A 14,662-nucleotide genomic window follows, 5' to 3' on the forward strand; every position below is an offset into this window, starting at 1 on the left:
TTTTATCTGTGAAATGTTCCGCATTGTGGCATAGCCACTCTTTTTATAGGTGTTTATTTTCTTAAGAATTCATTAACTGTAATACCAACTCTAATTCCTTCATTAATAGCTGTTACAACTAATGACTGACCACGTCTAGCATCCCCTGTAGCAAATACCTTAGGAACATTAGTCTTAAAGTCTTCTCCAGTTTTTATATTAGTTCTTGCATCTGATTCTACTCCAAAAGCTTCTTTAATGTAACTTTGTGATCCTGTGAATCCCATTGCAAGTAACACTAATTCAGCCTGGTAAGTTTTTTCTGAGCCTTTAACTGGAACTGGACCGAATCTTCCATTTTCGTCCTTCTTCCATTCTACTTTAACAGTGTCAACACTTTCAAGATTTCCATCTTTATCAGCATTAAGAGCTGTAACTGTAGTTAAATACTCTCTTGGATCTTTGCCATAAACGTCTATAAATTCTTCTTGTCCGTAATCAACCTTAAGAACTTTAGGCCATTCTGGCCATGGATTGTTTTCAGCTCTTTCCTTAGCAGGTTCACCCATTATTTCAAATTGAACTAATGACTTACATCCATGTCTAAGTGAAGTTCCAACACAGTCTGTACCTGTATCTCCACCACCAATTACAATTACATTCTTATCCTTTGCAGAAATATAGTTATTATCTGCGTGGTTTGAATCTAATAAACTCTTTGTATTAGCCTTTAAGAAATCTACAGCAAAGTGAACTCCCTTAACTTCGTCTCTTCCTTTAGCTTGAAGATCTCTAGGTTCAGAAGCTCCTGTAGCAAGGATTACTGCATCAAATTCATCTAAAATTTCATTTGCATCATAATTGTTACCAATATCTGCATTATTTACGAATTTAACGCCTTCCTCTGCCATAATGTGCACTCTTCTCAAGATAACTTCTTTATCTAGCTTCATGTTAGGAATACCATACATTAATAGTCCGCCTGGTCTGTCACTTCTTTCAAATACAGTAACTTTATGACCACATTTGTTTAATGTATCTGCTGTAGCAAGTCCTGCTGGACCTGATCCAATTACAGCAACAGTTTTTCCAGTTCTCTTAGCTGGAGGATTAGCTTTAACTATTCCATTTTCAAAAGCAGTATCAATTATAGCTCTTTCATTTTCTTTTATAGTAACTGAAGGGCCATTTAATCCAGCTGTACACCCAGCTTCACATGGAGCTGGACATACTCTTCCTGTAAATTCAGGGAATGGATTAGTTTTATTTAATCTTTCATAAGCTAAATCCCATTTTCCTCTATATACTAAATCATTCCATTCAGGAATTAAGTTATGAAGTGGACATCCTGATACCATTCCAGAAATTAATACTCCTGATTGACAGAACGGAACTCCACAATCCATACATCTTGCACCTTGAATGCTTTGCTTATCTGCTGGAAGACTTAAATGAAATTCTTTATAGTCTTTTAATCTTTCTTTAGGTTCTCTATTTTTACCTACTTCTCTATCATACTCTAAAAATCCCGTTGGTTTTCCCATTTGTCTAACCCTCCTAATTTCCTTTAATTTCTTGGAAAGTTTTAATTAATGCTTCGTCCTCATTACATCCAAGATTCTTATACTTTTCAACAGTTTCTATTACTCTCTTATAATCCTTAGGAATTATCTTATGGAATTTAGATTTTTCTGTTTCAAAGTTGTACAATATTTTATTTCCTTTAGGAGAGCCTGTAACTTTTACATGTTCTTCAATTAAGTTTCTTAATTCTTCTTCATCTTCTAAGCTTAACTCCTCTAATAGAACCATTTCTTCATTTAAATTTATTCTGAAGTTTGGATCTTCTTCATAAAGGTAAGCAATTCCTCCACTCATACCTGCTGCAAAGTTAATTCCTGTTTTACCTAAAACAACAACTTTACCACCAGTCATGTATTCTAATCCATGAGCTCCAACACCTTCAACAACAGCAGTTGCTCCTGAATTTCTAACGCAGAATCTTTCACCTGCAATACCATTTATAAATACTTTTCCTGAAGTTGCTCCGTATAAAGCAACATTTCCTATTAAGATATTTTCTTCAGCTACAAATGTTGATTTCTTTGGAGGATAAACTATAATCTTACCACCTGATAATCCCTTACCTAAGTAGTCATTAGCATCTCCTTCAACTTCAAAAGTTAATCCCTTTGGAATGAATGAACCGAAACTTTGACCAGCGGCTCCATTACATTTTATATTTATTGTATCTTCTGGAAGCCCTTTTCCACCATTTACCTTAGTTATCTCTGATCCTAAGATAGTTCCAAGTGTTCTATCAGTATTAGTTACGTCAACTTCTATGCTTATCTTTTCACCACTATCTATAGCTTCTTTGCATTTATCTAAGAATAACTTTTCATCTAACACTTTGTTTAGTTTAAAGTCATATTTCTTAGTTTCATCAAATTTAACTACTTTACCTTTATATTTATCAGGAGTGTATAGCACCGAACTTAAATCGATATTTTGAGCTTTCCAGCCATGAATATTTTCTTTTTGTTTAAGTCTATCTACTCTACCGATCATTTCATCAAGTTTTCTAAACCCTAGCTTAGCCATGATTTCTCTAAGTTCTTCTGCTATGAAGTACATAAAGTTAACAACATATTCTGGCTTTCCTTTAAATCTCTTTCTTAATTCTTCATTTTGAGTTGCAACTCCAACTGGACAAGTATCTAGATTACAAACCCTCATCATAACACAACCAAGCGCTACAAGTGGTGCAGTTGCAAATCCAAATTCTTCTGCTCCAAGAAGTGCAGCTATAGCAACGTCACGACCGCTCATAAGCTTACCGTCAACTTCAACTCTAACTCTTTCTCTTAAATCATTAAGTAATAAAGTTTGGTGAGTTTCTGCAAGTCCAAGTTCCCAAGGAAGTCCTGCATTTTTGATAGAGTTCTTTGGTGATGCACCAGTTCCTCCATCATATCCGGAAATTAATATAACTTCGGCTCCACCCTTAGCAACACCAGCTGCAATAGTACCAACTCCACATTCTGAAACTAACTTAACAGATACTCTAGCACCAGTATTTGCATTTTTTAAATCGTAAATTAATTGTGCTAAATCTTCTATTGAATAAATATCATGATGTGGTGGTGGTGATATAAGTCCAACCCCTGTAGTTGAATGTCTAGTTTTAGCGACCCATGGATAAACCTTAGTTCCTGGTAATTGTCCACCTTCACCTGGTTTTGCTCCTTGTGCTAATTTTATTTGAAGTTCATCAGCATTTACTAAATACTCTGAAGTTACTCCAAATCTACCAGATGCAACTTGCTTAATTGAAGATCTTCTTGAATCTCCATTCTCATCAACAATCCATCTATCTGGATCTTCTCCACCTTCACCAGTGTTTGATCTACCACCGATTCTGTTCATAGCGATAGCTAATGCTTCATGAGCTTCCTTAGATATTGATCCATAAGACATCGCTCCTGTTTTAAATCTCTTAACTATCTCTGATACTGACTCAACTTCTTCTAATGGAATTGAATTAGAATTCAAGTTAAACTCCAATAAACCTCTTAATGTTATTTCTGAGTCTTCAGCATCAATTAAAGAAGTACATTCCTTAAATAACTCATAATTACCTGTTCTTGTTGCTTCTTGAAGTCTATGAATAGTTAATGGATTATATAAATGCTTTTCTTCATTTCCTTCACCAGATCTAAGCTTTTCATATCCAGGTGAGTCTAATGTGAAATCAGCAGCATAAGTTTTATCTCTAAATCCATTTGTATGATTTATTTCTGCTTCCTTTTGCATTTCCTTTAATCCAAGTCCACCAATTCTACTTACAGTATTAGTGAAGTATTTATCTATAACTTCTGTACCAATACCAATAGCTTCAAATATTTGAGCTCCTTGGTAAGATTGAATTGTAGAAATACCCATCTTAGAAAGTATTTTAATTATTCCTTTAGTAACTGCTTTATTGTAATTATATACAGCCTTATTATAATCTACATCAAGTAACCCCTCTTCAATTAAGCCTCTTAATGCTTCATAAGCCATATATGGATTTACAGCAGATGCACCAAATCCGATTAAAGTTGCAAAATGATGAACTTCTCTTGGTTCTCCACTTTCTAAAACTAGTCCAACTGATGTTCTTGTTCCTTTTTTAACTAAGTATTGATGAAGTGCTGATACTGCAAGTAATGATGGAATTGGAACTTTAGTTTCACATACATTTCTATCTGATAATATTAATACAGTATATCCTTTTTCATATGCATCTTGTGCTTTTTCAAATAATTCATCTAATGCCGCTTCTAAAGAACCACCTTTATCAAATACTATATCAATAACTTTTGATTTTAAGTTTCCACTATTAAGTGACTTTATTTTAGCAAACTCTTCATCATTAATTATAGGAGAATCAAGCTTAAGCAATTCACAATTGCCTGGTCTATCCTCCAATATATTACCTTCTGGTCCTATGTAAACATTAGAAGCTGTAACTATTTCTTCTCTGATTGCATCTATAGGCGGATTAGTTACTTGCGCAAATAATTGCTTAAAGTAATTAAATAGCGGCTGAGCTTCTTTAGATAATACTGCTACTGGAACGTCAACACCCATTGCTGCAAGTGGTTCTGCTGCTGTTTTAGCCATTGGAAGCATTGTTGTCTTAACTTCTTCGTAAGTATATCCAAAAGTTTTTTCTAATCTCTTTCTTGTTTCCTTATCATATTCAATTCTGAATTTTTTACTATCTTTTAATTTATCTAAAGTAACTAAATTTTCTTTAAGCCATTCTTCATATGGATGCTCTGTTGCATAAGAATGCTTTAATTCTTCATCATCTATAACTTCTTTTTTAACTGTATCAACAAGCAGCATTCTACCTGGCATTAATCTATCTTTCTTTTCAACAATTTCAGCTGGTATATCTAAAGCACCAACTTCTGAAGAAAGGATTAATCTTCTATCTTTAGTTATATAATATCTTGACGGTCTTAAACCATTTCTATCTAAAACTGCACCAACTTTTTCACCATCTGTAAATACGATAGCAGCTGGACCATCCCATGGTTCCATTAGTGTAGCATTATATTCATAAAAAGCTCTCTTTTCTTTGCTCATAGTTTTGCTCTTATACCATGGTTCTGGAATTGCCATCATAACTGCTCTAGTTAAGTCCATACCATTCATATATAAGAATTCTAAATTATTGTCAAAGATCGCAGAGTCTGATCCTTCTTTATTTATAATAGGTAATACTCTATTTAACTCTTTACCAAGTACTCTAGATTTTACGTTTGTTTCTCTAGAATAAACTTTATTTACATTTCCACGAAGTGTATTAATTTCACCATTATGGATCATAAATCTATTTGGATGTGCTCTTTCCCAGCTTGGGAATGTGTTAGTACTATATCTTGAATGAACTAACGCTAAAGATGTTTCTACTCTTTCATCCTCTAAGTCTTTATAAAACTCTCTTAATTGTGTAGATAAAAGCATTCCTTTGTACACAATTGTTTTAGATGAAAAAGATGCTATGTAGAAAGTTTCATTTAAGAATTTGCTTATCCATCCTGCTCTTTTTTCTATGTTTCTTCTAACTATATATAAATGTCTTTCAAATTCTTTTCCTTGTTTTATGCCATTAGGTCTCTTTACAAAAGCTTGCATTATAGCAGGCATAGCTTCTAAAGATGCTTTTCCAAGTATTGAAGGATTAGTTTGAACTTCTCTCCACCCAATCAGTTCAAGATTTTCCTCTTTTGATATATCTTCAAAAAGGCGCATAGCTTCTTTTCTTGCCTTTTCTTCTTGTGGTAAGAACACCATAGCAACTGCATAATCACCCTCATTTTCAAGTGCCATTCCCTTTGATTTTAATTCTTCTTCAAAGAATTTATGAGGTATGTTAAATAATATTCCAGCTCCATCTCCAGTATTTTCATCAGCTCCTGTACCACCTCTATGTTCTAGCTTCTCTAAGATAGTTAAACAGTCTGATAAAATTTCATGTGATTTTTTGCCATCAATGTTTACTATAGTCCCAATTCCACAAGCATCATGTTCAAAACACGGATTATATAGCCCTTGTGCATTCGGATTATTGTTTTCCATTTAAAATTCCCCCTTGAAATAATAATATATTGATATGTACCTTATCCAAATTAAAGATTAGGTACTTGTCTATTTCCTAATATATCGAGATTTACCCATTCGTAGCAAAATTACGAGTAAAAATACCTCTTTTTTTGGTATAATTACTCGTATATTTACTTTATTATTAATTACTCTACTTCACTTAATATTAAGCTAGCAATATCTTTCATTCTTTTCCCAGAATCCATACTTATCTTCTGCATATATCTAAATGCTTCATTTTCAGTAAGCCCTGAAGTTGACATAAGCTGCCCCTTAGCCTTTTCTATAAGCTTTCTATCTTCTAAAGTATGCTCTAATTTTTCAACCTGCGCTCTTAACTTTGTAATTCTCTTTTTACTTTGAAAGATTAAATCAATTGCATTAGTCAAAAGCACATTAGAGATTTTAGTACCAATACAGTATATATCAGTATCTTCCTCTATAAATGATTTATAAGGTTCATTTACTATAGCTAAAAAACTAGTTTGGTCTACTAAAGTTTCATAGACATCTAATAAACTCATATCTTTAAATTTATATCCAACTAAGACTAGGTCTGGGGAATATTGCATAACTAATCTAATCAATTCATTTCCTGAAGTACACAATGCTAATATTTCATAGCCCTCTTGCACTAGTAAACTCTTCAATTTTGTCGCAGTCTCAATATTGCTTAATGCTATTATAATTCTTCCATTTTGAGCCATTGCAATCCCCACCTTAATTAATATTAATTGGTATTACAGATTAATATCTATTAAGATAGTTTTCTATTTCCCAGTCATGAACTTTAGTTCTATAATCATCCCACTCAGCTGCTTTTCCTGAAAGATAATTTTCATATACATGATCACCTAATGCAACTTTAGCTAATTCACTATCTTTCATAAATTGAACTGCTTCATATAAGTTATTTGGTAGATTATCAATTCCATTAGTTCTTCTTTCATCTTCAGTCATTGCGAAAATGTTTGCTTCAACCTCTGCTGGTGGTGTTAAGTTATTCTTAATACCATCTAAACCAGCTTGTAGCAACACTGATAATACTAAGTATGGATTAGCACTTGGATCTGGACACCTTAATTCTACTCTAGTTCCTGCTCCTCTAGCTGCTGGCACTCTAATTAATGCTGTTCTATTCTTACATGACCAAGCTAAGTAAACTGGTGCTTCATATCCTGGAACTAGTCTCTTATATGAATTTACTAAAGGATTAGTTACTGCAGCAACGCCCTTAACATGCTTCAATAATCCAGCAATAAATTTATAAGCTACATCACTTAATCCATTCTTATCATTTTCATCAACGAAAGCATTCTTTCCGTCTTTATATAATGACATATTTACGTGCATACCCGAACCGTTTATTCCAAAAATCGGCTTAGGCATAAATGATGCATGCAATCCATGTCTTTGAGCTATTGATTTAACAACTAGCTTAAATGTCATGATATTATCCGCTGTAGTTAACGCATCACCATATTTAAAATCTATTTCATTTTGACCTTCAGCTACTTCATGATGAGAAGCTTCAATCTCAAATCCCATATCCTCTAAAGCTAAAGTCATATCTCTTCTTGCATTTTCTCCTAAATCTGTAGGTGCTAAGTCAAAATATCCACCTTTGTCTTGAGTATTAGTTGTTGGATTACCATTTTCGTCAGTTTCAAATAAGAAGAATTCACATTCTGGACCAACATTCATTGTATATCCTAATTCAGCTGCATCCTTAATAGCTCTCTTTAGAACATATCTTGGATCACCTTCAAATGGCGTTCCATCTGGGTTATAAACGTCACAAATTAATCTTGCAACCTTACCTTGTTGTGGTCTCCATGGGAAAATCACAAAACTATCTAAGTTTGGTCTTAAATTCATGTCTGATTCTTCAATTCTTACAAAACCATCAATAGATGATCCATCAAACATACATTCATTATTTAGTGCTTTTTCCAATTGCTTATCTGTAATTGCTACATTTTTTAAAGTTCCAAAGATATCAGTAAATTGTAGTCTAATGAATTTAACTCCATTTTCCTTTACTAAATTAATAATATCTTCCTTTGTGTACTTTGCCATTTAACAATTCCCCCCTTTTTCTTTTAAAAAAAGGCGCACAATAGAGAGGTATACCATCTATTGAACGCCTTTGCTCAATTCATTTACTAATGAAATTATATAATACTATTTTTAAGAAATCAAGTGATTTTTCTTAAAAAATAAATATTATCGCTATCGAAACTTTAAATTCTAAAGTAAATGATACCACATTACTTATAATCTAAAGTGTTGTGGCATTTTTTTACAAACGCGTATTGTTTTAGAAACATTTATTGTCATTTTTTCTTTACAACATGTATTTTATGTTTCTTTTTTGATTAATATTACAATAAATTATTATTGTTAAAATCATAATTTATTATTACCAAAGTAATCTTTAAATATATATTTTACATTATACATATAAAAAATTACTGCAATAATATAAAAAAAATGAAGTCACAAAAAATCATTTTTTGTGACTTCATCGTCATAAATTATTAAATCCTTACATTAATTATATATATTAATACTTTTAGTGTCAATAATTTCTCTCTGGTGCTTATCCCATAACTTTCACAATTTATACATATTTAATATACTATATTTTAGAAATAATAATACTAATTATTTCTATTATCAATAATTCTCTTGAACATTTTTTGATAAATTGCTACAATCTAAGATGTAAAATTTATCTGATGTCAAGCCACTGTGACATTGGTACGACCCTAGATAAGTTTAACTAAGATTCACTTTATAAAATATATGAAAATATGGGGGCTATTATTATGAATACTATTGTAACAAAATTTGGTGGAAGCTCACTAGCAGATGCTAGTCAATTTAGAAAGGTAAAGGAAATAATATTTTCTAATGAAGAAAGAAGATATGTAGTTCCTTCTGCACCTGGAAAAAGAAATTCTAAAGATTCCAAAATAACAGACTTATTATACCTCTGTCACGCCCATGTTTCTACTGGGATATCTTTTGATGATGTTTTTAATCATATAAGAGATAGATATTGCAGTATTGTTAATGACTTAAATTTAGACTTTGATATTAGTGAACACTTAGATATCATAAAAAAAGATCTTGAAGAAGGGGCTTCAAGTGACTACGCTGCAAGTAGAGGTGAATACCTAAACGGACTAATCCTTGCAAACTATTTAGGTTTCGAATTTATAGATGCTAAAGATGTTATGATCTTTAATGCTGATAGTTCTTTAGATACTGCTGCAACAAATTCAGCTCTACACTTTAAATTATCTAAGATATCTAAAGCAGTAATTCCAGGATTTTATGGAGCAGATAAAGACGGTAATATAATCACATTCTCAAGAGGTGGTTCTGACGTAACAGGAGCTTTAGTTGCTGCAAGCATCAATGCTGATCTTTATGAAAATTGGACTGACGTTTCAGGATTTTTAATGGCAGATCCTAGAATAATTGATAATCCAAAACCAATAAGCAAAATAACTTATACAGAACTTAGAGAACTTTCTTATATGGGTGCTTCTGTATTACATGAAGATGCAATATTCCCAGTAAGAGAAGTTGGAATTCCAATAAATATAAAAAATACAAACAGACCTCAGGATGAAGGTACTTTCATCGTGAAAGATACAGATGGTTCAATGAAGCCAACAACTGTAACAGGTATAGCTGGTAAAAAAGATTTCACAGTAATCTCAATAGCTAAAGCATCAATGAATTCAGAACTTGGTTTCTGTAGAAAAATTTTATCAATACTTGAACAGCATAATATTTCATTTGAAAATATGCCTTCTGGAATAGATACTGTATGTTTTGTAATTCAAGACTCACAATTAAAGAATAAAAAAGAAGTTGTTGTTGAAGAAATAAAAAGAGCATGCAATCCTGACAGTATAGAAATTCATCCAAACATGGCTATGATAGCAACTGTTGGACGTGGAATGGCTAAACAAAGAGGAACTGCTGCTAAGATATTTACAGCTCTTTCAACTGCTGAAATCAACATTAGAATGATCGATCAAGGTTCTAGTGAAATGAATATTTTAGTTGGTGTTGAAAATGATGACTTTGAAAAAGGAATAGCTGCAATATATAACGCATTTAACTAGTAAAATAACTCAATACTTGCAGTGTTGTGATATTTTAAAGTTACTTATAAACAACCGAAAGGGACTATATGTGTTTGCTACGGTTCTCTGAAGATTTTGATGGGTAATTCTATGATTATAAGTTGCATCCAAAGTGCTTGCTTCAAAGACTAAGCTTTGAACAAGCACATTTGGAACAACTTATAATCTAGAATCACAGCCAACAAAATCTTCAGATGAACACTACGCAAAAACATATGGTCCCTTTCTAGTTTAGTGGTAAGCTTAAAATAATGTAATATTAATGCAAGTATTTTTCTATATTTTCGGTTAGCAATACCGCTTGCAGAAAATACAGAAAATTTTTAGTAAATATCCATATCCTTATGAAATATTTGGCCTTTCACTTGTGTTACAAGTAGAAATTGAACAGCTTCTAATGAAGAAATTCCTATAGTGATATTTTCATCGCAACGCTTCACAAAAATGTATCCTTCTTTCTGATAATGTATAATTTTAAGATATGATTGTTAATCTATAACTATATAGCATTTAGACCTAACCAATATCTTAAAATTTATGTTACATACCTTAGTATTAACAAAAAATGTTCTTTTCTATATAGCTGGTAAAAAAATTCTTCCTCCTAGAGGTAGATCATTATTTGGCAAATTATTTATATATACCAAGAGCTTCATTACGGATTCAGCTGTATATTGGGGATAATTTTCATTAGCTACTTTATACCACGTATCACCTTCAACTACAGTATACATTTTTCCAGTTTTAATTGTGCTTTCTGGTATATTCAAAACAGTTTTGGAATCTATAGTATTTGCATCTTCAATTTTATTAATTGATTTTATCATCTTAATTGTACTGTTTAAATTGCAAGTACTTTCATATTTTCTAGCAATATCTGTTAAAGTTTCTCCTGATTTCAATTTATAACTAATGCACCGTAAGCTTCTCAAATAGTTAGATGTATCAATATCAGTTTTTCTAATTTCACTGTTAGTCTTTTGCTCCTTAACAACTTGCGTGTCATTTGCTACCATATTTGGTACACTCTTATTTGAACTTTCATTTTTAGAATCTGTCTTTATTTGCCTAGTGGTATCAGCAGATTCTGTGGAAATATCAGTATTAATATTTTTGTTTTTACTTTCAGTTGATGAAGTTGTTGATTTTTCGATTTTGTAAAATGTGGCAGGCAATAGCAAAGCTGCAAATATACACAGTATTACTATTAATGGCATTAGTTTTTTAGTCATTATATGATTACCTCCAGTAATATTTTATTATTCTTAGAAGTATTGTCATATAAAAATCATTATATTCAGCTTTTAGTTAGATTATGTAATATATTTCCACATTTACTTTTTAACATAAATAAATATCATACAATCCAATCCATTTTAAGTTAAAAGCCTAATTAAAGAGTCTTTCCACTCCCTAATTAGGCCTTTTTTTTAAACTGTTTGATCAGCTTTTTTTGTTTTACTTTTTAAGAATTCAATAACTACTGGCAATACCGAGATTAATATTATTGCTATAATTACAAATTCAAAATTATTTTTAATTATTGGAATAGCTCCAAAGAAATATCCTAAGGCAGATACTCCTAATACCCACACAATTCCACCGATTGCATTGAAGGAAATAAAGTGTCTATATTGCATCTTTCCTATTCCAGCTACAAATGGTGCCAGGGTACGAACTATTGGAATAAATCTCGCAAAGATTATTGTCTTTCCACCATGCTTTTCATAGAACCTATTAGTTTTATCAAGGTGTTCTTTCTTTATTAGTTTCCCACCACGCAGCTTAATAAGTTTTTCTCCAAAAATTCTTCCTATTTCATAGTTTGCCGTATCTCCTAAAATTGCTGCTACAATCAAAATCCCAATTAATATGTATATGTTAAGCATACCCATAGCAGCGAAAGCCGCAGCAGCAAATATTAAAGAATCTCCTGGCAAAAATGGTGTTACTACTAGACCTGTTTCCAAAAAAATTATCGCAAACAGTATTAAATACGTTTCAGTGCCATAATTATTTATCACCATGCCTAAGTACCTATCAAGGTGTAAAAATATATCTATTAGATAACTAAGTGTACTCATTTGTTTCCTCCCATATATAAATTATTACGCTAATATCTTAATCCGATAGCTAGCATCCGTAACACTCCCACAATATATGAAACTCCTCTTCCTAAAGTCAGATGAGTACTCACAGAGTAAGGGACCATCATCAAATCACAGATTTGAGATGTCTGCTTAAGTGGGAGATAACGGCTGCACGCTCCTGGATAAGTGAAACTTAATCATATATGGTTATTATACATTATTAATCGACAAAGTAAAATTAAGATTTTATTAAAAATATCATTTAAAAAGTATAGCTAAATTATTTTAATTTAGTCTATCTATCTACATACATTCTATTTTTGCAAAAGCGATTTTTCCTTTAAACTATTGAATGACTATGAATATTACTATTTTTAACGATATATTAACATGAATGCAAAAATATCTCTTACTTTTCAAAATCCCCCACTGATTAACAAGTTATTTACTCACAAATCTATATCTACTTCTAAATATGTAATGATCTATGTAAAAAATAAAGCGCTCCCTTAAATAAATTGCTAATATAGAAAATTATAATAGGCACTAACATCCCAATAATAGTAAAAATAAGCCACCAAAAACTACTAGGATTTATTGGCCCCAAGTCTCCTAACCTAATTCTTGGTAACCCGTACATTATGATTTGTATTAAATTTATTAATTTAAAACTGATATATTGTAAAGCTAAAATAGGAATTGTATTTCTTCCAATATATTTTAGCAATGATATATTTATATTTAAATCACATATTTTTTTTGATATAAATATTAGCAAATAGACTCCACATAAAGCATCCGGAATTAGCATGATTGGATTTGTATATGAATTTAATCTCATATCAACAGTAATATTATTTTTCCCACTTATCACCAACACAGCAAATGACAGTAATGCAATAAAAAAATTAAGATTTATGTATTTTTTATATTTATTATATAAATATCCAATATAGAAAAATGTCAAAGCAACAAGCGATATATTAATTGTTTCTGGACAAAAATTATTAAATTTCATATTTGTATCCCAATACTTTAATTTAACTCCTAAAATAAAAAGGGTTGCTATTATCAAACACCTAATCCATTTTGATTTAAAATACCGGTTAATTAAACAAAAGATTATGTTTGTGAAAAACAAAACCGGTAAAAACCACAAAGGAATTATTAGTACTTCTGTCCCATTGAATGTAAGAACTTTAAATATATTTATTATAAAATCAGTGCTAGAATACATTTTAATAGCTTCATTTTCATAACTATTATAAAGACCCAAATTTACAAATGCATTATGTAGAACTAAAAATATCAACTCATATTTAACAAATGGAATATAAAGCAATTTAAATCTCTTTTTAATTAAAAGTTCTAGATTATCTGAATACTTATCTTTATAAAAATATCCGGACACAAAGAAAAATAAAGGCATATGAAATAAGAAAATCATATTTTTACCAGGTGATTGTACATGTGCCATAACAACAAGTATAATACCTAATGATTTTACAATATCCATATAATCCTCTCTAGGATTATTCTGATTAATATGGTACTTAACCTTAAAGTCATCCAAATTCATACACCTTCTAACATAATACTATTATTGTTTATTAATATACATCACTAATTATAATTTTAGATATTTATAAACTCCTACTTATTTAAATAAGTCAATTGAATTACAGTAACACTAAACAAAATTCCTATTTTTAGAATTTATTTACAACGAAAACACCAGCTCCACTTTTTTCAGCTGCTTCTATCCCAACTGAGGAATCCTCAAAAATTATAGTTTGTCCAGGTTCAATATTAAAAAATTTCATTGCTTTTATAAAGCCTTCTGGATTAGGCTTTACATGTACCACATCATCATAAGATATAATTAAATCAAATAAATCATGCTTTCTGAAATATTTTAATATCTCTATACAGTTTTTTCTAGAAGCTGTTGTAACAATAGCCAAAAAATATTTTTCTTTAAGCAATTCTATAATATTAAATAAGTGTTCATTAATTTTAGCCTGTCCTAGATTAGATGGATATAACGCCTTTTTCAGTTTATGTATATCATGTATTGAAACTTTATCATCTTTTAGTATTTCAGGCAAAAACCTCTCGTAACTCATTCCGTAACATTCTTTGCAAAAGTATTCATATTCTAGATTATAATTATATTTTTCCAATGCATACTTATATGATGAAAAATTCACATCCTTTGTATCAAATAGTGTCCCATCTAAATCAAATATCGCCAACTTTTTTTTCATA

General features: G+C 30.9%; 9 protein-coding genes. 1 reads left to right on the forward strand and 8 read right to left on the reverse strand.

Going from position 1 to position 14,662, the window contains the following annotated elements; all coding sequences use genetic code 11:
* Positions 1-53: 53 nt before the first annotated feature.
* From D2A34_RS01660 to glnA, 4 genes are all read right to left on the reverse strand, one after another.
* Positions 54-1,523: a glutamate synthase subunit beta gene (locus D2A34_RS01660; RefSeq protein ID WP_119365510.1), complete on the reverse strand. Its 1,470-nt coding sequence runs from the start codon at positions 1,521-1,523 to the stop codon at positions 54-56.
* Between the two features lie 13 nt (positions 1,524-1,536).
* A complete protein-coding gene (gene gltB, locus D2A34_RS01665) occupies positions 1,537-6,114 on the reverse strand; it encodes a glutamate synthase large subunit (protein ID WP_119365511.1) in 4,578 nt (1,525 codons plus the stop codon).
* Between the two features lie 170 nt (positions 6,115-6,284).
* Positions 6,285-6,845 (reverse strand): ANTAR domain-containing response regulator, encoded by a 561-nt coding sequence (locus tag D2A34_RS01670; protein ID WP_079440766.1) that lies wholly within the window; start codon positions 6,843-6,845, stop codon positions 6,285-6,287.
* A gap of 40 nt (positions 6,846-6,885) precedes the next feature.
* On the reverse strand, positions 6,886-8,217 hold the full coding sequence (glnA, locus tag D2A34_RS01675; RefSeq protein WP_079440765.1) for a type I glutamate--ammonia ligase: 1,332 nt from the start codon (positions 8,215-8,217) through the stop codon (positions 6,886-6,888).
* Between the two features lie 752 nt (positions 8,218-8,969).
* Between glnA and D2A34_RS01680 the strand changes: the two genes are divergently transcribed.
* Positions 8,970-10,283, forward strand: a complete 1,314-nt coding sequence (locus tag D2A34_RS01680) for an aspartate kinase (RefSeq protein ID WP_119365512.1) — start codon at positions 8,970-8,972, stop codon at positions 10,281-10,283.
* 596 nt (positions 10,284-10,879) lie between these two features.
* Here the strand turns inward: D2A34_RS01680 and D2A34_RS01685 are convergent.
* The 4 genes from D2A34_RS01685 to D2A34_RS01700 all read right to left on the reverse strand — a co-directional run bounded on the left by D2A34_RS01685 (position 10,880) and on the right by D2A34_RS01700 (position 14,661).
* On the reverse strand, positions 10,880-11,536 hold the full coding sequence (locus D2A34_RS01685) for a LysM peptidoglycan-binding domain-containing protein (RefSeq protein WP_119365513.1): 657 nt from the start codon (positions 11,534-11,536) through the stop codon (positions 10,880-10,882).
* A gap of 198 nt (positions 11,537-11,734) precedes the next feature.
* Complete coding sequence (locus tag D2A34_RS01690; RefSeq protein ID WP_119365514.1) at positions 11,735-12,388, reverse strand: DedA family protein; 654 nt, start codon at positions 12,386-12,388, stop codon at positions 11,735-11,737.
* Positions 12,389-12,863: 475 nt separating this feature from the next.
* Positions 12,864-13,967, reverse strand: a complete 1,104-nt coding sequence (locus D2A34_RS01695; protein ID WP_182629289.1) for an acyltransferase family protein — start codon at positions 13,965-13,967, stop codon at positions 12,864-12,866.
* A 136-nt stretch (positions 13,968-14,103) separates the two neighbouring features.
* On the reverse strand, positions 14,104-14,661 hold the full coding sequence (locus tag D2A34_RS01700; RefSeq protein ID WP_119365516.1) for an HAD family hydrolase: 558 nt from the start codon (positions 14,659-14,661) through the stop codon (positions 14,104-14,106).
* Position 14,662: the final 1 nt, after the last annotated feature.

The organism is Clostridium chromiireducens (assembly GCF_003575225.1).
Taxonomy (GTDB): Bacteria; Bacillota; Clostridia; order Clostridiales; family Clostridiaceae; genus Clostridium; species Clostridium chromiireducens.

Bases quoted from the DNA above. Each gene is read 5' to 3' on its own strand.
- D2A34_RS01660 (WP_119365510.1), bottom strand. From the start codon at position 1,523: ATGGGAAAACCAACGGGATTTTTAGAGTATGATAGAGAAGTAGGTAAA.
- gltB (WP_119365511.1), bottom strand. From the start codon at position 6,114: ATGGAAAACAATAATCCGAATGCACAAGGGCTATATAATCCGTGTTTT.
- D2A34_RS01670 (WP_079440766.1), bottom strand. From the start codon at position 6,845: ATGGCTCAAAATGGAAGAATTATAATAGCATTAAGCAATATTGAGACT.
- glnA (WP_079440765.1), bottom strand. From the start codon at position 8,217: ATGGCAAAGTACACAAAGGAAGATATTATTAATTTAGTAAAGGAAAAT.
- D2A34_RS01680 (WP_119365512.1), top strand. From the start codon at position 8,970: ATGAATACTATTGTAACAAAATTTGGTGGAAGCTCACTAGCAGATGCT.
- D2A34_RS01685 (WP_119365513.1), bottom strand. From the start codon at position 11,536: ATGACTAAAAAACTAATGCCATTAATAGTAATACTGTGTATATTTGCA.
- D2A34_RS01690 (WP_119365514.1), bottom strand. From the start codon at position 12,388: ATGAGTACACTTAGTTATCTAATAGATATATTTTTACACCTTGATAGG.
- D2A34_RS01700 (WP_119365516.1), bottom strand. From the start codon at position 14,661: ATGAAAAAAAAGTTGGCGATATTTGATTTAGATGGGACACTATTTGAT.